The organism is Vibrio sp. J1-1, from assembly GCF_021728395.1.
In the GTDB taxonomy this organism is placed as follows: domain Bacteria; phylum Pseudomonadota; class Gammaproteobacteria; order Enterobacterales; family Vibrionaceae; genus Vibrio.
Window position 1 is genome coordinate 25945 of the sequence record NZ_JAKKCM010000009.1, and the last position, 20724, is coordinate 46668.

The window sequence follows — 20724 nt, forward strand, 5'->3', positions numbered from 1 at the left end:
GCAATGTCATCAGAAGAAACAAACAATGATCCGTGGGCACAGCCTGCTCCTGCGCAAGATGATCCCTGGGGTCAAACATCAGACTCGGCGACGAGTAACGACTGGCTCAGCTCAGAAACGGTTGAACATGCACCTTTCGATATCATGAACCCGTTTGAGGAAGCGGTGCTTCCTCTCGATGACTGGGTAGAAACGGGACTAAATTGGCTAGTGGATCACGGTCGTCCGGTTTTTCAGGCAGTTCGAGTTCCTATCGACTTTATTTTGACCTCCTTTGAAACCGCACTAGTATCAACGCCAGCGCCGATCATGGTTCTGGTTCTGTTTCTACTCGCGTGGCAATTCTCTAACTTCAAACTGGGTGTCTCGACCGCTTTATCTCTCATATTCATCGGATTGATTGGCGCATGGTCTCAAGCGATGACCACACTGTCACTAGTCTTAACCGCCGTATTCTTCTGTCTATTGATTGGGCTACCGTTGGGTATATGGCTAGCAAGAAGTAACACAGCAGCAAAATTTGTCAGGCCGATCTTAGATGCCATGCAGACCACACCAGCGTTCGTTTATCTGGTGCCTATCGTAATGCTGTTTGGTATCGGTAATGTTCCTGGTGTTGTGGTTACGATTATTTTTGCACTTCCGCCCGTTGTTCGTTTGACAATACTGGGCATTCAACAAGTACCAGAAGAGCTGATCGAAGCAGGTCATTCCTTCGGGGCAAGCAAAAAACAGATGCTTTATCGCATCCAATTACCTTTGGCACTGCCAACCATCATGGCGGGTGTAAACCAAACTCTGATGCTTTCGCTCTCTATGGTGGTTATCGCCTCCATGATCGCTGTCGGAGGCTTGGGCCAAATGGTATTACGTGGTATCGGGCGGCTTGATATGGGCCTAGCGGCTGTGGGTGGTATCGGCATCGTAATCCTTGCGATTCTTTTAGACCGAATCACTCAGGTATTAGGCGTAAACGCTGGTAATACAAAACTGCGCTGGTATCACACGGGTCCTGTTTCATACCTATTAAAACTGAAAACGAACCAAGACGACCAAAAACTTAGGAGAAAAACGAATGAATAGTTCATGGAAGAAAACCCTTTCTATTGGGGCACTAAGCACCATTGCTTTTTCGACAAGTAGTATTGCAGCGGATCTACCAGGTGAAGGTGTGACTGTTCAACCAGTACAATCAACCGTAGCAGAAGAGACGTTTCAAACGTTAATCGTGAATCGTGCGTTGGAAGAGCTTGGCTACGACGTCAAACCAACCAAAGAAGTGGACTACAACGTGGGTTACACTTCCATTGCAAAAGGTGATGCTACGTTCCTAGCCGTAGGTTGGTTCCCTCTTCACGCCGACAAGTACACCATGTCTGGTGGTGACGACAAATTCTATCGTAAAGGCCAGTACGTCAGCGGTGCAGCTCAAGGCTACTTGATCGACAAGAAAACCGCAGAGAAATATGGCATTACCAATATTGGCCAATTGAAAGATCCAAAACTGGCAAAACTGTTTGATGCGAACGGTGACGGCAAAGCCGATCTAACAGGCTGTAACCCAGGTTGGGGTTGTGAAATGGTGGTTGAGCACCAGATGGATGCTTTCAAACTTCGTGACACCGTCACACACAACCAAGGTAACTATGCAGCGATCATCGCAGACACTATTTCTCGCTATAAGAAAGGCGACCCGATTCTTTACTACACTTGGACTCCATACTGGGTAAGTGGCGTATTGGTTCCGGGTAAAGACGTCGTTTGGTTGGAAGTGCCATTCTCTTCACTTCCTGGTGAGCGTGACGATATCGACACTACGCTTCCAAACGGTAAGAACTACGGTTTCGAAATGAACTCAATGCGCATCGTCGCGAACAAAGAGTTTACCGAGAAAAACCCGGCTGCCGCCAAGCTGTTTGAAATCATTAAGCTCAACATTAATGATGTGAGTGCGCAAAACATGATGATGAGCCAAGGCAAAAACAGTACTGCAGATATCGAATCTCATGTGAACGGCTGGATCAAAGCGCACCAAAAAACGTTCGATGGTTGGGTAGCCGAAGCTAAGAAAGCAGCGATGTAACCATCAACTAATCACTATTATCGTGCTATGTGACAGCACAAGATAAAACGCTTATAAGAGCCACTTGTTTATCCAATTGGCTCTTATTTTTTGCTCTTTCCACACCAGTCCCACCTCCCACCCCAAAAAAAGCACTCCATGTCTTCGAAACGATTGAGGACACATTTCCAAATCATAAATTCAGTTAAATTTCTTTCCTTAAGAGTTTCTTAAGTTTCGCGTTTTATTTTGTTGATGACGAATCAATAAATGGAAGCGCCAATGAAAAAACATGCACAGACTTCTATTCAGGGTTTTACTTTAGATATCGTAAGCCCCACTCACCCTCTTTGGCATAAAGTGATCGAGCATGTTTCTCTGCGTTATCAGGAAGCATTCTTTGCCGAACTTAAAGTTTTCATGCCTGCGTATTTAACGCTCATTGATAACGACAATATTATTTCAGTTTGTGGGTTTCGTATTGCAGAACAAGAGCCTTTATTTCTTGAACAGTACCTGGAGGACGAAGCTCAGAACCTCGTATCAACTGCTTTTCAATCTGACGTGAAACGTTCCAATCTGGTTGAGTTTGGACACCTTGCCTCGTTCGCTAAGGGGATGTCTGCCCTGCACTTTTACCTAATCGCTCAAATGTTGGTAGACCTTGGCTTTGAGTGGTGCATTTTTACAGCCACTGACCCACTTCACGCCTTGATGGCTCGTCTTGGTCTAGAACCCCAACTCCTTGCGCAAGCGGACCCAAACAAAGTTCCGGATTCAGGTTCAACTTGGGGATCGTATTACGATTACCAACCACGTGTTCTCGCCGGAAACTTAGTAAAAGGGTTAGAACGTCTTCGTTTGGTCCACGAAAGAAAATGCAAACAAGCATAGGTAAAATATGAATATTCTCTTCGATGCACTTAACAAATGGGCTATCACTCAACCCAATCACGTCGCCCTTGTTGGTCAAGATGAACTGGGACAAACGGTTCAAATTACGTACTCTGCCCTGCTGAGTAAAATAGAGCACACCGCTGAAGCGTTGAACTCGCTCAATATCGAAGCATTAGCGCTGCGTACTGACAACAGCGTGAACTGGGCAATTATCGATTTGGCGGCAATGGCTGCGAATATCGTCGTTGTCCCTATTCCGACCTTCTTTTCTGACGCGCAAGTGGCGCATACATTGAGGGAATCTCGCGTAGACGCGCTGATCGGCGACTGGCAAAAAGTTTCCCTTCCGGCATCTATCGACCCTCAAGCGAACCAGAATATAAACACCGAAATTTCGGGCTTGGCTGTCTTACGCACAACAGTTCAGGGCGCGGCTTCTTATCTCACAGGAACAGGCAAAATCACCTTTACGTCAGGCTCAACAGGTCAGCCCAAAGGCGTCTGTTTGAGCAATGTTCACCTGTGTGAAGTTGCCCGCTCACTGGCACAAAGTGTTGATGGTTTAGCAAAATCACATATGGTCTTGCTTCCGCTATCCACATTGCTGGAAAACATTACAGGGATATACGTACCGCTTTTTTTGGGTGCAACTTCCTATATTCTACCCGGTAATAAAACCGGTTTGATCGGTTCCAGTCAGTTTGACACAGCGCTATTTGCCAAAGTGCTCGCCGAAGTTAACCCAGATAGCTTAGTGTTAACGCCTGCGCTGTTGCTTGCTCTTATCCAAATTGCCAAACAGAAGCCGGACCTAGCTAATTCTTTGAAATTCGTTGCTGTTGGAGGAGCGCGAGTTTCATCGTCACTGATTAACGCAGCTCACTCCTTGAACATTCCTGCCTTTGAAGGCTACGGCTTGTCTGAATGTGGCTCGGTCGTTTGTTTAAACACCCCTTCGTCGTTCAAAGCGGGAACGTGTGGAAAACCACTGCCTCACACACAAATCCGTATCGCAGAAGATGGCGAACTGCATGTTAAGGGCAGCATCGCACTGGGCTACTTGAACGAACCCTTTAGTCAGGAGTGGTTCGCAACTGGTGACTTAGCACAGCTTGATGAACAAGGGTTTGTCACCTTATCCGGCCGCAAGAAAAACCTTATCGTCACCGCATACGGGAGAAATGTGTCACCCGAGTGGATTGAGTCTGAAGCACTGGCATTTCTACCCAATGTTCCACTCATTGTCACTGGTGACGGACGACTTGCTTTATGTGCCATCGTCGCCACCAGCGAGAAATTGATAGAAAAAATTTCTGCGCTAAACAGCACGCTGCCCGATTACGCGCGAATCCAGACTTTGCTGGTCATTCATAATCCTAGGGCCATCAGAAGTTGGTACACCGAAAACGACAAACTCAAACGCAGTGAAATCGAACACAGCGTTAATCTACTCCTCAATAACACTCATTCTGAATTCATGCTGGAAGGTCAAAAGGTACAAAAACTTGACCTGCCTTTACAGCAATCTATCGCTTCTTAAGGAGAAGGTTATGACCCTTTTTTTTGAACAACTAAAACAACAAACTGCGGCCGCCCAGCAAACTATGCTAACCGCACCCGTGATTGCTGATGTACAACAAGGCCAAATTTCCAAGCTAATGTATATTGCTTTCCTGACTCAGGCTTATCATCACGTTAAACACACTGTACCGCTTCTGATGGCCTGTGGTGGTCGACTATCCGCTGACTATGAGTGGGTACGTGAAGCCATTGTTGAATATATTGAGGAAGAAAAAGGCCATCAGGAATGGATTCTTAATGACATCCAGGCTTGTGGCGGTAACGTCGAATCTGTACGTAACAATCAGGGAGAAGGCCGAACCGGACAAGCGATCGAGTTGATGGTTTCATACCTTTACCACAACATCGATCGAAATAACCCATTAGCCCTCTTTGGCATGGTATGGGTACTAGAGGGGACAAGTGTCGGTATCGGCGGGAAGATGGCTGAAAAAATCCAGTCTACATTGGATCTTCCGCCCTCAGCAATGACCTACCTCGTTTCTCACAGCGTGTTGGATCAAGACCACCTGCAGTTTTTCGAGTCATTAATGAACAAAATCACCAAAGAGGAAGATAAGCAAGTCATCATCGACTCAGCCAACATGGTGTTTTCTCTGTATGGCCAGATGTTACGAACATTGCCGTCTTATTCAAATCAGCAAGCGGCGTGAGGTGAGTCATGAAGATCAAAGCAAGTACGATTCTACTCACTGGTGCGACTGGTGGAATTGGTCAGTCTATCGCAACGGAATTGGCCAATCGCGGTGCTACATTGCTTCTCGTTGGGCGAAATGAAGAAAAGTTAATTGCACTAAAGGCTTCACTCGCAAACCCAGACACTCACGACGTGTTAGTCGCAGACATTACCACTACCGATGGACTGAATGCCGTACGAGAACTAGCCCGACAAAAACAAAAAGTGGATGCCTTAATAAACAACGCCGGATGTAATGATTTCTCTTTATTAAGTCAAAAACATCCGACACAAATTGAGGCGGATATTCAACTCAACTTAGTCGCACCAATGCTGCTTTGTCAATCTGCACTTTCCTGGCTGAAGCAACCAGGCGTTATCCTAAACATTGGTTCCACATTCGGCTCCATCGGTTATCCAGGTTATACCTCTTATTGCGCGGCTAAAGCGGGACTGCACCGTTTCACTGAAGCGCTGGATCGTGAGTTATTTGCTACCGGAATTCGTGCGTTGTACCTAGCTCCAAGAGCCACAGAAACGTCATTGAACAGCGACATTGTTAATGAGCTGAACCAGAAACTAGGAAACAAAACCGATTCTCCACAAGTGGTCGCCGAACATGTCGCCACCATGCTGGAAAAAGAGATTTCCGCAAAATGGATCGGCTGGCCAGAAAAGCTGTTTGCGCGCATTAATCAACTGCTGCCAAACGTCGTTTCGTCAGCGATCAGAAAACAGCAAGAAACCATCCATCAATACGTAAACCGCGTTAGCCACTAATAGGACAGAAACGATGAATACCAAACAAATACTATGCACTCTAACTGTATGTTCAGCGTTGGCTTCCACCGCTTCATTGGCAGGAAATACTCCACTTCAAGATGTGCAAAAGAAATGGGCAGAATGCCAGTACAGCACTCCTAACGGTGATGAAAAGGAAAGTTGCTTTAACCATGCGATTGCAAAAACCAGTATTTACTTAGACAGAGAACCAGGCAACCCAGAGCTGACGGTTTGGCTGGCTATCAATAAAGCGTCTCTCGCTGGCGCGAAAGGTGGACTGGGTGCACTGTCTTTAGCCAAAGAAGCCAAGTCGCTACTTGAGCAAGTCATTCAAACCTCACCACAAACTCTTGATGGATCGGCTTACACCAGCCTGGGTTCGCTATATTATAAAGTTCCGGGATGGCCAATTGGCTTTGGTGATGACGATAAAGCAGAACAAATGTTGAAAAAAGCTCTAGAGATCAATCCAAACGGCATCGACCCGAACTATTTTTATGGTGATTTCCTTGCAGAGGAAGGAAGAGATCAAGAAGCGAAAGTGTATCTCACTCACGCGATGCAAGCCTCTCCTCGCCCTGACCGCCCTTTAGCTGATAAAGGGCGAAGACAAGAAATCGAATCAACGCTAGGGAGACTAAAGTAATTTATGCGCTTATTGCTGGTAGAAGATGACAAATTACTCGGCCAATCCATGGTGACTTCACTTAGTCGCCATGGATACACCGTGGACTGGTTGGAAAAAGGCGCAGGTGTGACTAGCGCTCTAAAAACAGAAGCGTTCACCGCTGTGATTTTAGATCTCACCCTACCCGATATTGATGGATTAGAAGTACTACGTAATATTCGAAAAAATGGCTATAAGCTACCAGTAATGATACTCACAGCAAGAGATGATATACGCGATCGCGTTCAAGGCCTGGATAGCGGCGCGGATGATTATCTGGGTAAACCATTTGCTCTTGAAGAGTTACTCGCGAGATTGCGTGTCGTGATTCGACGCCAATCTGGTAGTGCCGATGAGCTCATTCAAGTTGGATTGTTATCCCTATCGTTATCTGAGCAGAGTATTCGCTATGACGACGTACCACTGAAGCTCACCCGCAATGAGTTTAAAATTTTAACGAGTTTAATCACCAATGCCGGTCGGGTGCAAAGTAAAGAGCAGTTACAACAATCTCTGCATGGTTGGGATGAAGGCGCCAGTGACAACGCCATAGAAGTTCACATACACAACTTACGTAAAAAAGCGCCGAACGTAGCAATTAAAAACATTCGCGGTGTGGGGTACATTCTTGAAAAATAACAAGCCCTACTCTCTAAAACGTAAGCTTACCATCTCTGTAACTTTTCTGGTCTCGACTCTAATGCTGATATCGTTATTTTTCAGCTTTCAATCGGCCAAGCATGAAGTGGAAGAAGTTTATGACGCGAGGCTTGGACAATCGGCAAAACTGATGTTCCTTGCGCTTTCGGTTTCGAAGGAAGAGAGCACGCTCGCCAATCATAGAGAGTTATTCCAGCAGTGGATGGAGAACATCAAGCAATTAGCCAAAGGGGATGATGAAGCAACCAAGTTCGGCCACCCCTATGAACAAAACCTCGTGTTTCAGTTTTTCAGGAATGATGAACTCATTTGGAGTTCGTCCCCCAGCCTACCTCCGCTTTCGTCTTCATCCAACAACAACGGCTACTTTGACATTAAAGTAAACAGCACAGCGTGGAGAACCTTTCAGCTTTCTTTCCCTCATACCACCCATAACAACGAGTATGTCGTGGTAGCTGAGAAACAGAAAATAAGACAAGAGATCATTCGTGAAATTGCTCTGTCGACATTGATTGAACAGATCTTGCTGATCCCAACATTGTTGCTTTTGCTGATTTGGTTGATTCAACGCTATTTTCGCCCTATTAACGAACTTCGTAGTGCCATCACACAGAGAAATGTACATCGATTAGATCGAATTCACGTAACAGACCACACTATTGAACTGGACCCTTTGGTAAATGCGCTAAACTCACTGCTGTTAGAGCTGGAACAAGCATGGCAACGTGAAAAGCGCTTTACTCGCGCCGCTGCTCACGAGTTGAAAACGCCACTAACAATACTGCGCCTAAACGCTGAAAATGCGCTTCAAAGTAATGACCCAGACCAGCAGCGCGGTGACCTAGAGAATATCCTCAAAGGTATAGAACGAACCGACCGACTTATTCACCAACTTCTCACATTAGCGAAAGTAGACAGTCTCTCTGAGCGTATATTTAACACCGTCGAGCTTACTCCTCTGCTACAAACGGTGGTCGCCGAACTGGCTCCGCTGGCATTGAGACAAGAGCAAGACATCAGCCTGTCCTCTTTAGATGTTCAGTTGTCCGGAGACCCGATGTTACTCGGTGTCCTGTTCCGTAATCTGATAGATAACGCCATTCGATATTCCGGAGCGAATAGTGAAATTCAGGTGCAGGTTTCTAAGAATCAGAATGCCATCAAAGTATCAGTATCCGATACAGGCCCAGAGATCCCACAAGAAACTCGCGAAAGAATTTTCGAACAATTTTATCGCGGTCATTCAGAAACCGGCGATGGTGCTGGTCTCGGTATGTCAATTTGCAAAGACATTGCTTTACTGCACAATGCCACTATTGAGATTGCTCCTCGGCATAACGGGATGAATACGTTTGTGATCGTGTTCCCCAACTCCGAATAAGCGAACCCACCGCGAATGCGCATGGCTGCATGGCTATTGACTTAACTATCAGTGAGGCTCGTCGCATCCCCTAGTAAAAGCCCAGATACTTCTCCTTTCACATATAGATTGCGGTTATGTTTCACGTTTATTTCACACCACGCGTGTTAAAACCGCATCGCACAATTATTAAATCTATCAAATAAGTAAATATGAGAAGTACTTTTAACAGACCCATTTTTGGGCCACTACAGCCAATTGCTGTTTTTTCTTTGTTTTCACTCACTTTTTTATCTCTTTCACGAGTGTTGTTACTCTGTTGGCAATCTGACCGAATCGAATCGTTTCAAGATCTTATCTATATTCTTGGCCAAGGTGTACGAGTTGATGCCGCCACATTGTGCTGGTTATTTGTTCTGCCAGCCCTGCTCTCTGCGCTGCTACCTTTTAACGGAAAAATAGGCGATGGCTGGAAGTGGATTCTGCGTCTGTGGATGGTCGCTGGCCTGTGGATTTTAGTCTACATGGAATTGGCAACCGCACCGTTCATTCAGGAGTATGACCTACGCCCTAACCGCCTGTTCATCGAATACTTAATTTATCCTAAAGAAGTCATGAGCATGCTCTGGACAGGTTATAAGCTAGAACTGTTCATTGGCGCCGCTGGTACGGCTCTCACTCTCATTTTGGGTTGGAAATGGAGTAAAAAACTGACTGATTCTGCACAGCAGATCAACTGGAAATGGCGCCCTTTGTTAGCGATTTTGGTCGTACTGATTGGTGTCGCAGGCGCGCGCTCTTCTTTTGGTCACCGTCCTCTTAATCCAGCCATGGTTGCCTTCTCTAGTGATCCTTTACTGAACGACCTTACCCTTAACTCCTCATACTCACTGCTGTTTGCCGTCAATAATATGAAGTCAGAAAAGAGTGCTGAGCAGTTTTACGGCAAAATGGATAGCCAAAAAATGTTGGAGATCGTTCGCTTATCTTCCAGAAAGTCGGATTTTAATCCCGAGCTATTACCAACAATGAATCACAACTCTGCGACTTACAAAGGAAAACCTAAAAATTTAGTCATCCTGTTGCAAGAAAGTTTGGGTACGCAGTTTGTGGGCGCTTTAGGTGGCTTGCCATTGACACCAAACCTAGACAAATTAACAGAAGAAGGCTGGTTGTTTACGCAAATGTACGCCACTGGTACGCGCTCAGTACGAGGTATTGAAGCTGTGACCACCGGTTTCCCTCCTTCCCCTTCACGTTCGGTAGTGAAATTAAGCAAAAGCCAAACTGGATTCTTTACCATTGCAGATTTGTTGAAAAACCGAGACTATCACACACAGTTCATCTATGGTGGTGAGGCAAACTTCGACAACATGAAGACCTTTTTCTTTGGTAACGGTTTTGAACAAATTGTCGAAGAAAAAGATTACCGCAACCCAGGCTTCGTTGGTTCATGGGGCGTGAGCGATGAAGACTTATACAACAAAGCCGATGAAGAGTTTGAACGCTTGGCTAAGGATAACAAACCATTTTTCAGTTTGGTATTTACATCAAGTAATCACAGCCCATACGAATACCCTCAAGGTAAAATTGAGCAGTATGATGAGAACTACATGACGCGTAATAACGCCGTGAAATATTCAGATTACGCGCTTGGTACCTTCTTTGAAAAAGCAAAGAAATCTTCCTATTGGGATGACACCATATTTATCGTGATTGCAGATCATGATGCTCGTGTATCAGGCGCTAACTTAGTACCAGTCAAACACTTCCACATCCCTGCATTGATCATCGGTAAAGGGGTTGAACCTCGCAAAGACGATCGAATTTCAAACAACATCGACATGCCACCAACACTGCTTTCACTGATTGGCGTTGATGCTAAAAGCCCGATGATTGGGCGAGATCTGACTAAGCCGTTAGCACGAGAAGACGAACGAGCTATGATGCAGTACGACAAAAACTTCGGTTACTTAACGCGTGATAACTTAGTCGTGTTCTCTCCTGGAGAAAAAGTGACTACTTTGTCATACGACTTTGAAAGCAAAACGATGCTACCTTTGGATGTCGAAAGAACCGTTGTTGAAAGAGCAAAAGCAAATGCACTATTCGCATCAAAAGCATATCAACACGGTTGGTACTCCTCCCAATAAGAAGAAGATTTTGTGGTAAAATTTTGATTCAAATAGGCGCTATTTTGGCTCCTATTTGCACATCTGGAAAGTAATCACCTTCTCGACATTGTGGGTAAAGTCCGTACCGAGAAAACAACATTTTTAACCCTTAACCTAAAAATGAATTATTATTCACCAAAAAAGACTAAAAATATTATTTAAATTTCTATTCACCCATTCCCATTGGGACTTCAATAAATTAGACTCAAGTGAAAACCAACAGCTGTGTAGAAGACAAAAAAGGAATGGCAATGAGCTCAAGTATGATCCTTAGCGAGTCCCTAATCGAAAGCGGACGAGATATCCCACTAACAGAACTCCTGTACGCAAAACGCGTGCTTGATAACTACATGGCAGTGGCGAAGGATAGTAGTCCTCTTGAACTACTGACAGAAATGAAAACGGCAGCACAACAAGTTGAATATTTCAAAACCGTTGATAACCCGTGTGAAGCTCGTAACGTCATCAGCAGCATGATCGATGAAATTGCCAAGGCGACAACTTTCGCTGAATTCAAAACGTTTGCGGGTAAGCCTTCCCTAGCGTTAAACGAACTAATCGAAGATCGTGCACAGTTAATTAAACGTGAAAGAGAGCTACTGCTGGCGTCAGGCTATGACGCGTCACGTATTTAACCGTTAAAATAAGCAACAGTATGAAAAAGGAGCACTTATTGATGCTCCTTTTTCCTTTTTAAGTATGAGTGGTGACTATGAATCTAACTTAGAGCCCCATATCTTCACTCATTTCTTTAATCTGCTTTAAATCCATTTTGTGGACTTCAATAAGTTGATCAACCTGGCTTAAACGAGATGTGGCTTCGTCATGTTTATTACAAACATCAGATTTAACATCCCAAGACTTACCTTCTAAATACACGTCGCACTCTTTCTTCAACTTACTAATTTTCGGTAGTAATTTCTCGCGCTCTTTTTCTAAAGATTCTAACTCTTGGGAAACCTTAAGCTCTTTTTGGAAGACTTCTCGCGAACGCTCCAGCATTGTCGCTTGTATACCACTCTGGCGAGTCAGTTTGTCGTTCTCGGATTTAGTCGTACTAATCTTGTCGTTCTGCTGTTTCACCTGTGACTCAAGTGATAGGTTAACCTTCTCGACTTCGGTAAGTTGCGATTGTAACGCTTTCAATTCTTTTTGATGCTCAGCTTCTTTTGCCGCAAGAAGTGCCGCTACTTTGTCCTCAACTTCTTTATCCAAACCTTCTTCTCGAACTTTCACTTGCGATACAAGCTGCGTTTTGTCCTGAGCAAGTGCCTGATATTTATCTTCTAAAACTTGGTAAGCCGATTCCCATTTGTTTGCGGTCAAAACTGAGCCAACTAAGCCACCCAAAGCTATGCCCAAGACAGCTGCAATTGCGATATAAACCTGAGTGCGCTTGTCACGCTGCTCAATCACAACCACGTCTTCATGTTCTTCAATATTATTCTGAGAACTCACCGTATATTACTCCAAGGAATCTCGTTATTTTGCTAGCGAATCAGTTCCGCGACCATTATCGATGCGGTGTAAATCAGGAATGCGCCTATCAAAATAATGATGGTCGCTTTTTGGACTTTTTCATTGGTTCGATAACGAAATAGCACGAATGCAAACACGATCAAAACCACTATGGCTAACAATCTGGTCATACAGCCTCCTTGTCCGATTGTAGTTTTTCTGTCTCTATGGACAAAACTACAAAAGTTTATTGTAACCTATTTCTATATTTCTCAACGTCAACATAACGTAGATTTTAAAATGAGTACGGTTGTTTTGATCAATTTTGTGCTCTTAATTGAACTACTTATCGAGAGTCACAGAATAACCATGATAACCCTTCATCTCTAGAAGTAGTTCTACAGGCAGAGTCGAAGCGAATGATAATCACATATTGAAGGAGGTGATTTAGGGCTGAAAATGAAATGTATAAGGAAATGCGTACACGCTAAACTTAGGATAAGAGCGTAATTCTTTTCAAAAGAATCAAGTGAAAACAGGAGCTGTACATGCTTATTACATTTCGTTGCAAAAGCTATGCTAACGTCACAATGTTCGGTGACATTGGGCTGCAACTGATAAAGATGATGGGTCATAGTGGTACAGTACCCGGTGCTATTCTTGCCCCAGATATCCCTGAGGCACTTTCTAAATTAACGTTTTCACTCGCTGCAGAAAGTACAGAAGTTCAAAAAGACACCTCTGCCACTGGATATGTTGAAGATGATGAAGAGGAAGCTCTATCTGAACAGGTAGTAAGCCTGAATCTCCGCGCCGCTCCATTAATAGAACTATTAAAGTCTGCGATAGATGCTCAATGCGACGTAATGTGGGATACCCCATAACATTTGCTTCAGACATGCCAGCGTATTTCGTCTAATGTACATATTATGCAATAAGTAGCTTTCCTAACGGTTGACACCACGACTTGTACAGGAGGCTGACACAGCGCAGGGAATCATTATGTCTATGCAGTACATCTCGTGAATAACCTCGTAATTCTTGTTGGACTCACATTGGCAGCGGGACTGGCTATGCCTTTCGGCGCGCTTCTGGCCAGCATCGGAAAATTTAAGTCACGATTGTTCGAGGCCGAGTTCAGTCACAGCATCACAGCATTTGGTGGTGGTGCTCTATTGTCTGCTGTAGCTCTCGTATTAGTTCCTTATGGTATTGCCAAGCTTGACCCGTTGATAGCATCGACCTGCCTCCTGGTTGGTGGGTTCATTTTCATGATGCTTGACGTGTATCTTCTAAAAATTTGAGACGCCAGCTAGTCAACTCGTTGCGATGCTCCTTGATTTCATCCCTGAATCCATGGCGCTTGGAACCGCATTTGCAATCGGAAGTACAGATGCGGCGTTGCTTGCGGCTCTAATCACATTACAAAATATCCCAGAGGGTTTTAACGCATATCGTGAGTTGAACAGCTCTTATCATTTTGGTCCGAAGAAAATTATGGCCATTTTCTTTTTGATGGCATTTCTCGGTCCTGTTTGCGGGGTGTCCAGCTATCTATGGATGCAAGAACAAGCTATTGCCATTGCTGTGATTGTGCTTGTGGCTTCGGGAGGTATTTTATATTCCGTGTTTCAAGATATCGCTCCAAGAGTAAAACTCGCAAAACATTGGTTGCCCCCGATGGGCGCGGTGCTAGGTTTTGTGCTTGGCATGGTTGGAGTGATGGTGATCAGATGATTGAATAACGAAGTGTTATTTTTGGAGTCGATTCAACTATGACAAGGTTCCAATTCTTCAGGTAGATTAGTATCGTTGCTTAGGGCAGATACAAAGCTTTCCTTACTTATGATCTAATGTGGACTGTAAAAGTGGCTACGACACTGGTGGCTATTCAGCTTTTTGAACAGGTAAGCTCATACCCCCTAAACCTTTCAAAGCATTCGTTCCAGCGTATAGGTATAGCAGTATGGCAAAACTAATAAAATTGCCTTCATACGGGACTATATAACCTATAATAAATAGGTGAACTTGTATAATTTTACATAATGATGCGTCGTGTTGTATTTGTGACACAAAGAGCTTATTTAAGGTCTACTGTAGATACAACAGAAAGGAGTTATGCTTGTTGTTGAACCCTATTTTTATGAGAAGTTGAAATAGAGTTCCCATCTTAAGGTAACGCTCAATAATTAATGGTAAATTCTGCACAATTGCCTCGAGTTGATTGAGTGATTCCTACCTCATTCAATTTATATAGGTCAAAAATTCTTGCCTATATCGGAGGGCATTCTCATGCTCCAAAGTAACCATCCTTCAGGAAACCCCTGGGGTGGAGGGAAACAAGAACCCCCACATTTGAAAAGAGCTTTTTATACTATTCTTCATCACTTCAAGAAAATTTTTATAGGTGGCGGGCCTTCAAGCTTTTTTACTCCATTTATTATTTTACTTTTAGCGCTCACTTTATGGTCAGCATTTTATACGGTTCCAAGTGACTCTGTCGCTGTAATACAACGTTTTGGCAAATATGTACATAATGTTCCAGCGGGGCTTCATATCAAGGTGCCACTTGGTATTGATACGGTAAAAATAGTGCCAGTTAAACGGCAGCTCAAACAAGAGTTTGGTTTTACGACTCCAGGAGCTAATGATCCTCATCAAAGTCCAACCGTTAGCGATCGTCGCCAAGAGACACAAATGGTCACTGGCGATTTAAATGCCGCCCTTGTGGAGTGGGTAGTTCAATATCGAATTTCTGAACCTATAAAGTTTTTGTTCGAAGTCCGAGAACCCAGTGAAACGCTTCGATATGTTTCTGAATCCGTAATGCGTGAAGTCGTCGGGGATAGAACCGTGGATGAAGTGATCACGATAGGTCGACAAGAAATTGAATATGAAGCCCTTTCAAAAATGCAGGCGCTCTCAACGAAATATGCATTAGGGATAAGTATTGACCAAGTGCAATTGAAAAACATCAACCCTCCGCAACCTGTCCAGGCATCGTTTAACGAAGTGAACCAAGCTCAACAGGAGAAAGAAAAACTCATTAATGAAGCTCGTCGCGATTACAACAAAGTGATCCCTTTAGCTTTAGGAGAAAAAGATCAAAGGATCAGGGAGGCTGATGGTTATCGTCTAAAACGGATTAATGAGGCTGAAGGGGATACTGCTCGTTTCAATGCATTATTGTTCGAGTACATTAAAGCTCCGGAAGTGACCAAACGAAGAATCTATTTAGAAACCATGCAAGCTGTATTACCGAATATTCGTGCCAAAATTATCATTGATGAGCGAGCAAATAATATTTTACCTTTGCTCAACCTCAACGAAACGCAAGGAGGTGCACAATGAAACCGATTAAAATAGGGATCATAACCGCATTGACTTTAGGTGCCTCTCTTAGCCTATACAGCACACTTTACACGGTGAGTGAAGTACAACAGGTCATTATTACTCAGTTTGGGAAACCGATAGGGGAACCTGTTGTGGATGCTGGCTTGAAGATAAAAATACCGTTCATTCAAGAGATTAACACAATAGATAAACGAGTGTTAGAGTGGGATGGCAACCCTTCCGATATGCCAACAAAAGATAAGCTGTATATTTCTGTTGATTTATTCGCTCGGTGGCGAATTACCGACCCACTTCAATACTTTTTACGGCTCAAAGATGAACGCAGTGCACAATCTCGGCTTGACGATATTTTGGGTAGTGAGACGCGAAATGCTGTGGCAAAACATGAATTAATCGAAATCATTCGTACAAACAAAAATCGTACACCGTTACGAGATTCCTTATTAAGTGATGCTGAAGGAGAATTGAAAATTGGTGCCCTTGTTCCTATCCAAAAAGGTCGTCAATTGGTAGAACAAGAAATATTCTCTGAAGCGTCAGAAAAAATAAAAATCTTTGGTATTGAATTACTCGATATTCGCTTCAAACGTATTAATTATAATGAAAGTGTTCGCCCTAAAATTTACGAACGAATGATTAGTGAGCGTCGTCAAATTGCAGAACGTTTTTTATCTGAAGGGTATGGGGAGGCTGCGAGGATTCGTGGCGACCGAATCAGAGATTTGAATAAAATTCAATCCGAGGCCTATCGTGAAGTCGAGGAGATTCGTGGGCAAGCCGATGCCAAAGCTGCCGAAATTTACTCACTAGCTTACAATAAAAGCCCTCAAGCGAGACATCTTTATGAGTTCACACGAACGATGCAATCTTACTCTACTGTCATTTCTGAAAACACAACACTTGTTTTGTCTACTAGTAGCGATTTATTCAAGTTTCTCAATGGCATTGAAGGGAACTTAATACCTATTGTCGATAAACAATGAGTAAAAAGCAAAAAGAGCGTCACCTAACCCGACTCGCCGACCAAGACAATATATTGATTGGATTGATCGTCCGATAAACCGTTTTATACATATTGAATCAGCAGCGGGCTTTGTACTATTTATTTCAGCAGTGTTTGAGCGTTCTTTACACAAATGGATCAATTCAACAGTGATAAAACCAAGTTTAAGTTGGCATACAAATTGTCTTTTCACTCAAAAACCACTTGAAACCTACATCACACTTTTGGTAGATTACCTGCGTTAGCGAAAGCTAACTATCTGATTACCTGAGAGTTTGTAACAATTTAGTAACATTTACTAAGTTTATGAATCTTTTTAGGTAATTGTTCCGATGAAGACTGCAGGAGAGTGGTTATTAATCAAAGTTTTACGTTTGATTAGCATAACCTGCCGAAGAATTAACTATTTCAGGTGCTACTTAGGTAGCGGGGACTGTAGTTGGAGGAACCTCTGGAGAGAACCGTTTAATCGGTCGCCGAAGGAGCAAGTCCTGTGTCATGCACAGGGTGAAACTCTCAGGCAAAAGGACAGAGGAGTGGAAAGTTGTAACCTAACTATTTGGCGTTCCCGTCTTTTAAATAGCTCTGTTCTATTAGAGATCTTGTATCTCGCCCTTTCCCTCTTCTCCTTATAGTTGTTTTATTAAGGGGAAATCATGAACGACCTACAATCTTTACTTCAAACCATCGATAACTTTGTCTGGGGTCCACCACTTCTGCTTTTGCTTGTGGGTACCGGTGTTTACTTCACTTTTAGCCTCGGCTTGATCCAGTTTAAACATCTACCGACCGCATTAGTGATGGTATTTAGTAAAGATAAGTCATCTGATAAACAGGGTGACGTTTCTAGCTTTGCAGCATTATGTACTGCACTTTCAGCAACTATCGGTACCGGTAATATCGTTGGTGTTGCTACTGCAATCAAACTTGGTGGTCCGGGTGCATTATTCTGGATGTGGCTTGCTGCCCTATTCGGAATGGCAACCAAATACGCTGAGTGTCTACTTGCCGTAAAATACCGCCAAGTTGATGATAAAGGCCAAATGATTGGTGGCCCGATGTACTACCTACAATATGGCGTTGGCTCTAAAGCACTAGCGATTATGTTCGCTGTATTTGCTTTAGGTGTGGCTTGTTTTGGTATCGGTACTTTTCCTCAAGTAAATGCGATTTTGGATGCGACAGAGATTTCTTTCGGTGCTAACCGTGAGGTATCTGCTTTCATCCTAACTCTATTAGTCGCTTTTGTTACTTTAGGTGGTATCAAATCTATCGCCAAGGTCGCAGGTAAAGTTGTACCAACCATGGCTGTATTCTATGTATTAGCATGTCTAAGCGTGATTATCATGAATGCAGACCAACTACTGAATGCGATTGAGTTAGTGTTGGTATCAGCCTTCACTTCGACAGCGGCAACAGGTGGTTTCCTAGGCGCAAGCATCATGCTGGCTATCCAATCGGGTATCGCTCGAGGTGTATTTTCAAACGAATCTGGTTTGGGTAGTGCACCAATGGCGGCAGCGGCGGCGAAAACAGATTCTTGTGTCAAACAAGGCCTGATTTCAATGACAGGTACCTTCTTCGATACCATCATCATTTGTACAATGACCGGTCTTGCTCTGATCTTGACTGGCGCATGGCAGAGTGACTTCTCTGGTGCAGCAATGACAACACACGCTTTTGCGGTTGGTTTAAATGCTGATACCTTTGGTCCAATGTTGGTATCAATCGGCCTGATGTTCTTCGCCTTTACCACCATTCTTGGTTGGAACTACTACGGTGAACGTTGCGTTGTATTCCTGTTCGGCACTAAAGCGGTACTTCCATACAAACTGGTTTTTGTTGGCTTAGTGGCGTCAGGCGCGTTCCTGCATCTGGACATGATTTGGATACTGGCTGACATCGTGAACGGCCTAATGGCGATTCCAAACCTGATTGGTTTGATTGCTCTGCGCCAAGTTGTTGTAGAAGAGACAAAACATTACTTCGCCAACACAATTGGTAAGGTATCTATCGCTAACGCAAGTTAAGTCGAAGGCTAGCTTTAAAGGTTAGATTCATCCAAAAGGGAGCATTTCGCTCCCTTTTTTCATATTCCTAACCATTATGATTTCAAATCATCTCATTGAGGAGCTAGGGGTTTATTTCGTGCCACACTGACTCCACATAGTAAGAATAAAGAAAGAAACTCTGAGGTCATATGCCATTCCCACGAATCTCCATCTTAGATTTAGCCCCTGTTGCAGAAGGCTCCAACTATACGGAAACCTACCAAAAGTCGGTATCCCTAGCTCAGCATGCAGAAAAGTTAGGCTACCACCGTTTTTGGCTGGCAGAACATCACAACATGCCAGACATAGCCAGCGCTGCGACTTCTGTGCTGATGAGTCATATCGGTGCTCATACTCACTCTATCCGTCTCGGTTCTGGCGGTGTCATGCTCCCAAACCACGCACCTCTGGTTATTGCAGAACAGTTCGGTACATTAGAAGCGCTATATCCAGGACGTATTGATCTCGGACTCGGGCGAGCGCCGGGAACCGACTACCCGACCATGCACGCCCTACGCAGAGACCCAGAAAGAATGGATCCGGACTTCGCTGAATTGCTTGAGGAACTGCAGTTCTTTATGGGCCCGGTATCTAAAGCTCAACCAGTACAAGCCTGCCCTGGCGCCGACTCATCGGTTCCAATTTGGCTACTGGGCTCAAGTACCTACAGCGCGCACCTTGCCGCTGTAAAAGGATTGCCATTTGCCTTTGCCGCGCACTTCGCCCCGGATGCAATGATGCGTGCACTGGACATCTACCGAGCAAACTTCCAACCATCAGAGCAGCTTGATAAACCTTACGTGATGATTGGCGTCAATGTGGTCGTTGCCGAGAGCACTGAAGAAGCAAATTATTTAGCGACGACAGAATATCAGAAGTTCTTGCAGTTGATTCGCGGTGGCCAAGGTAAAATTCCCGCCCCTGTTGCCGACATGGATCAGCTCTGGAAACCACATGAAAAGCACCAAGTCACTCATCAGCTCAGAGAATCCATTCATGGTGACAAAACCCTTGTGTTAGAGAAGATCAACTCTCTACTAGAGCGTACTCAAGCGGACGAAATCATCGCTCACTCAGTAATCTTTGATCACGAGAAGAAACTACGTTCTTATGAATTGCTCGCTGAGCTAAAAAACGAACAAATGCAGTAGCCAGCATAAAAAAGAGCGGCTATCCAGCCGCTCTTTTGCTCATCTTTATGAAGACTATTTGTCTTCTAACATCAACTTAACGCCAAGTCCCACCAGCACAAAACCGGTCGTGCCTTCCATCCAGTTCATAAAGCGTGCACTCTTAAGTAAGCTTTTCGCGGAGGTTAGCGCCCCAGCCAAACCACATTGCCAAACCATTGCGATAACAAAATGGATTGCCGCCATAAAGGTCGACTGTAAAAATGCTGATCCTTCTGGGTTGATGAACTGTGGTAAGAAGGCCAGATAAAAAACGGCGGTTTTCGGGTTTAACACATTAGACAAGAAACCCTCCCTCAAGGAACGAGAGAAGCTGAACTCGTGACGGATAACTCTCCCAGCCGTATCTTGCGGTGCTGCTGTGTTGTTCCATAATCCTTTAAGCGTCGTAAAGCCCAAGTAGATAAGATAAGCCGCGCCGACCATCTTCACCACATGAAACAATTCTGCAGACTGGGCAAGGATCGCAGAAATACCGATCGCTGAAAATGTCGCGTGAACAAATAACCCTAGACAAATACCAAGGCTAGTGACCGCTCCATCAGTAAAGCCACCGCGTGACGAATTACGAATGACTAACGCGGTATCCAATCCCGGAGTGAGCGTCAGTATGGTTATAGCGATTAAAAACGCTTCAAAATTGTGTATCAAGCTTACATCCACCAAGCAAAGAGAGAAACTTCTCCTTTATTGTCATATTTACGCTGTTATTTCAATAAATTTTGATTGCATATCGTAAAATCCTTTCGAAAATGTTTATGAAACATATTGGAATAAATCTAACTTTCTACGCGAATAACTTGGTAAG

At 44.1% G+C, this 20724-nt stretch carries 21 protein-coding genes and 1 riboswitch; of the genes, 18 read left to right on the plus strand and 3 right to left on the minus strand.

Going from position 1 to position 20724, the window contains the following annotated elements; genetic code table 11:
• Positions 1–3: 3 nt before the first annotated feature.
• From proW to L3V31_RS15155, 11 genes are all read left to right on the plus strand, one after another.
• Positions 4–1083 carry a glycine betaine/L-proline ABC transporter permease ProW gene (gene proW / locus L3V31_RS15105; RefSeq protein WP_237317032.1) on the plus strand — a complete coding sequence of 360 codons (1080 nt, stop codon included), beginning with the start codon at positions 4–6 and terminating at the stop codon, positions 1081–1083.
• Positions 1076–2083, plus strand: coding sequence for a glycine betaine/L-proline ABC transporter substrate-binding protein ProX (gene proX / locus L3V31_RS15110; protein WP_237317034.1), 1008 nt, complete (start codon positions 1076–1078; stop codon positions 2081–2083). The genes proW and proX overlap by 8 nt, the downstream gene beginning before the upstream one ends.
• 261 nt (positions 2084–2344) lie before the next feature.
• A complete protein-coding gene (locus L3V31_RS15115; RefSeq protein WP_237317035.1) occupies positions 2345–2956 on the plus strand; it encodes a thermostable hemolysin in 612 nt (203 codons plus the stop codon).
• 7 nt (positions 2957–2963) lie between these two features.
• Entirely contained in the window at positions 2964–4499 is a 1536-nt protein-coding gene (locus L3V31_RS15120) for an AMP-binding protein (protein WP_237317037.1), read from the plus strand.
• A 10-nt stretch (positions 4500–4509) separates the two neighbouring features.
• Positions 4510–5193 carry an iron-containing redox enzyme family protein gene (locus L3V31_RS15125; protein ID WP_237317039.1) on the plus strand — a complete coding sequence of 228 codons (684 nt, stop codon included), beginning with the start codon at positions 4510–4512 and terminating at the stop codon, positions 5191–5193.
• Between the two features lie 8 nt (positions 5194–5201).
• On the plus strand, positions 5202–5996 hold the full coding sequence (locus L3V31_RS15130; protein ID WP_237317041.1) for an SDR family oxidoreductase: 795 nt from the start codon (positions 5202–5204) through the stop codon (positions 5994–5996).
• Between the two features lie 13 nt (positions 5997–6009).
• Positions 6010–6645 carry a hypothetical protein gene (locus tag L3V31_RS15135; RefSeq protein WP_237317043.1) on the plus strand — a complete coding sequence of 212 codons (636 nt, stop codon included), beginning with the start codon at positions 6010–6012 and terminating at the stop codon, positions 6643–6645.
• A 3-nt stretch (positions 6646–6648) separates the two neighbouring features.
• A complete protein-coding gene (locus L3V31_RS15140) occupies positions 6649–7305 on the plus strand; it encodes a response regulator (RefSeq protein WP_237317045.1) in 657 nt (218 codons plus the stop codon).
• A complete protein-coding gene (locus tag L3V31_RS15145; protein WP_237317047.1) occupies positions 7295–8707 on the plus strand; it encodes an ATP-binding protein in 1413 nt (470 codons plus the stop codon). The genes L3V31_RS15140 and L3V31_RS15145 overlap by 11 nt, the downstream gene beginning before the upstream one ends.
• A 191-nt stretch (positions 8708–8898) precedes the next feature.
• Positions 8899–10839, plus strand: coding sequence for an LTA synthase family protein (locus tag L3V31_RS15150; RefSeq protein ID WP_237317049.1), 1941 nt, complete (start codon positions 8899–8901; stop codon positions 10837–10839).
• A 272-nt stretch (positions 10840–11111) separates the two neighbouring features.
• On the plus strand, positions 11112–11495 hold the full coding sequence (locus L3V31_RS15155; RefSeq protein WP_237317051.1) for a hypothetical protein: 384 nt from the start codon (positions 11112–11114) through the stop codon (positions 11493–11495).
• A gap of 88 nt (positions 11496–11583) precedes the next feature.
• Here the strand turns inward: L3V31_RS15155 and L3V31_RS15160 are convergent, their stop codons facing one another.
• Both L3V31_RS15160 and L3V31_RS15165 read right to left on the minus strand, forming a co-directional pair.
• Positions 11584–12318, minus strand: coding sequence for a chromosome partitioning protein ParA (locus tag L3V31_RS15160; RefSeq protein ID WP_237317053.1), 735 nt, complete (start codon positions 12316–12318; stop codon positions 11584–11586).
• 32 nt (positions 12319–12350) lie between these two features.
• On the minus strand, positions 12351–12509 hold the full coding sequence (locus L3V31_RS15165; protein WP_014231978.1) for a hypothetical protein: 159 nt from the start codon (positions 12507–12509) through the stop codon (positions 12351–12353).
• A 357-nt stretch (positions 12510–12866) separates the two neighbouring features.
• Between L3V31_RS15165 and L3V31_RS15170 the strand changes: the two genes are divergently transcribed.
• The 7 genes from L3V31_RS15170 (at position 12867) to L3V31_RS15200 (ending at position 19877) form a co-directional block, all read left to right on the plus strand.
• A complete protein-coding gene (locus tag L3V31_RS15170; protein WP_237317055.1) occupies positions 12867–13202 on the plus strand; it encodes a DUF1840 domain-containing protein in 336 nt (111 codons plus the stop codon).
• 138 nt (positions 13203–13340) lie between these two features.
• Positions 13341–13622: a hypothetical protein gene (locus L3V31_RS15175; protein WP_237317057.1), complete on the plus strand. Its 282-nt coding sequence runs from the start codon at positions 13341–13343 to the stop codon at positions 13620–13622.
• A 25-nt stretch (positions 13623–13647) separates the two neighbouring features.
• Positions 13648–14055 (plus strand): hypothetical protein, encoded by a 408-nt coding sequence (locus L3V31_RS15180; RefSeq protein ID WP_237317059.1) that lies wholly within the window; start codon positions 13648–13650, stop codon positions 14053–14055.
• A 555-nt stretch (positions 14056–14610) separates the two neighbouring features.
• Entirely contained in the window at positions 14611–15669 is a 1059-nt protein-coding gene (gene hflK / locus L3V31_RS15185; RefSeq protein WP_237317061.1) for an FtsH protease activity modulator HflK, read from the plus strand.
• Positions 15666–16655: a protease modulator HflC gene (gene hflC / locus L3V31_RS15190; protein WP_237317063.1), complete on the plus strand. Its 990-nt coding sequence runs from the start codon at positions 15666–15668 to the stop codon at positions 16653–16655. The genes hflK and hflC overlap by 4 nt, the downstream gene beginning before the upstream one ends.
• Before the next feature lie 461 nt (positions 16656–17116).
• A riboswitch (glycine riboswitch) is annotated at positions 17117–17217 on the plus strand.
• A 114-nt stretch (positions 17218–17331) separates the two neighbouring features.
• Complete coding sequence (locus tag L3V31_RS15195; RefSeq protein WP_237317065.1) at positions 17332–18705, plus strand: sodium:alanine symporter family protein; 1374 nt, start codon at positions 17332–17334, stop codon at positions 18703–18705.
• Between the two features lie 170 nt (positions 18706–18875).
• On the plus strand, positions 18876–19877 hold the full coding sequence (locus L3V31_RS15200) for an LLM class flavin-dependent oxidoreductase (protein ID WP_237317067.1): 1002 nt from the start codon (positions 18876–18878) through the stop codon (positions 19875–19877).
• A 54-nt stretch (positions 19878–19931) separates the two neighbouring features.
• Here L3V31_RS15200 and L3V31_RS15205 read toward each other — a convergent pair whose 3' ends face one another.
• Positions 19932–20567 carry a LysE family translocator gene (locus L3V31_RS15205; protein WP_237317069.1) on the minus strand — a complete coding sequence of 212 codons (636 nt, stop codon included), beginning with the start codon at positions 20565–20567 and terminating at the stop codon, positions 19932–19934.
• Positions 20568–20724: the final 157 nt, after the last annotated feature.

Coding starts and splice junctions, on each gene's coding strand:
- proW (WP_237317032.1), top strand. CDS start 4: ATGTCATCAGAAGAAACAAACAATGATCCGTGGGCACAGCCTGCTCCT.
- L3V31_RS15150 (WP_237317049.1), top strand. CDS start 8,899: ATGAGAAGTACTTTTAACAGACCCATTTTTGGGCCACTACAGCCAATT.
- L3V31_RS15165 (WP_014231978.1), bottom strand. CDS start 12,509: ATGACCAGATTGTTAGCCATAGTGGTTTTGATCGTGTTTGCATTCGTG.
- hflK (WP_237317061.1), top strand. CDS start 14,611: ATGCTCCAAAGTAACCATCCTTCAGGAAACCCCTGGGGTGGAGGGAAA.
- L3V31_RS15135 (WP_237317043.1), top strand. CDS start 6,010: ATGAATACCAAACAAATACTATGCACTCTAACTGTATGTTCAGCGTTG.
- L3V31_RS15140 (WP_237317045.1), top strand. CDS start 6,649: ATGCGCTTATTGCTGGTAGAAGATGACAAATTACTCGGCCAATCCATG.
- proX (WP_237317034.1), top strand. CDS start 1,076: ATGAATAGTTCATGGAAGAAAACCCTTTCTATTGGGGCACTAAGCACC.
- L3V31_RS15180 (WP_237317059.1), top strand. CDS start 13,648: ATGCTCCTTGATTTCATCCCTGAATCCATGGCGCTTGGAACCGCATTT.
- L3V31_RS15170 (WP_237317055.1), top strand. CDS start 12,867: ATGCTTATTACATTTCGTTGCAAAAGCTATGCTAACGTCACAATGTTC.
- L3V31_RS15130 (WP_237317041.1), top strand. CDS start 5,202: ATGAAGATCAAAGCAAGTACGATTCTACTCACTGGTGCGACTGGTGGA.
- L3V31_RS15195 (WP_237317065.1), top strand. CDS start 17,332: ATGAACGACCTACAATCTTTACTTCAAACCATCGATAACTTTGTCTGG.
- L3V31_RS15120 (WP_237317037.1), top strand. CDS start 2,964: ATGAATATTCTCTTCGATGCACTTAACAAATGGGCTATCACTCAACCC.
- L3V31_RS15125 (WP_237317039.1), top strand. CDS start 4,510: ATGACCCTTTTTTTTGAACAACTAAAACAACAAACTGCGGCCGCCCAG.
- hflC (WP_237317063.1), top strand. CDS start 15,666: ATGAAACCGATTAAAATAGGGATCATAACCGCATTGACTTTAGGTGCC.
- L3V31_RS15155 (WP_237317051.1), top strand. CDS start 11,112: ATGAGCTCAAGTATGATCCTTAGCGAGTCCCTAATCGAAAGCGGACGA.
- L3V31_RS15200 (WP_237317067.1), top strand. CDS start 18,876: ATGCCATTCCCACGAATCTCCATCTTAGATTTAGCCCCTGTTGCAGAA.
- L3V31_RS15115 (WP_237317035.1), top strand. CDS start 2,345: ATGAAAAAACATGCACAGACTTCTATTCAGGGTTTTACTTTAGATATC.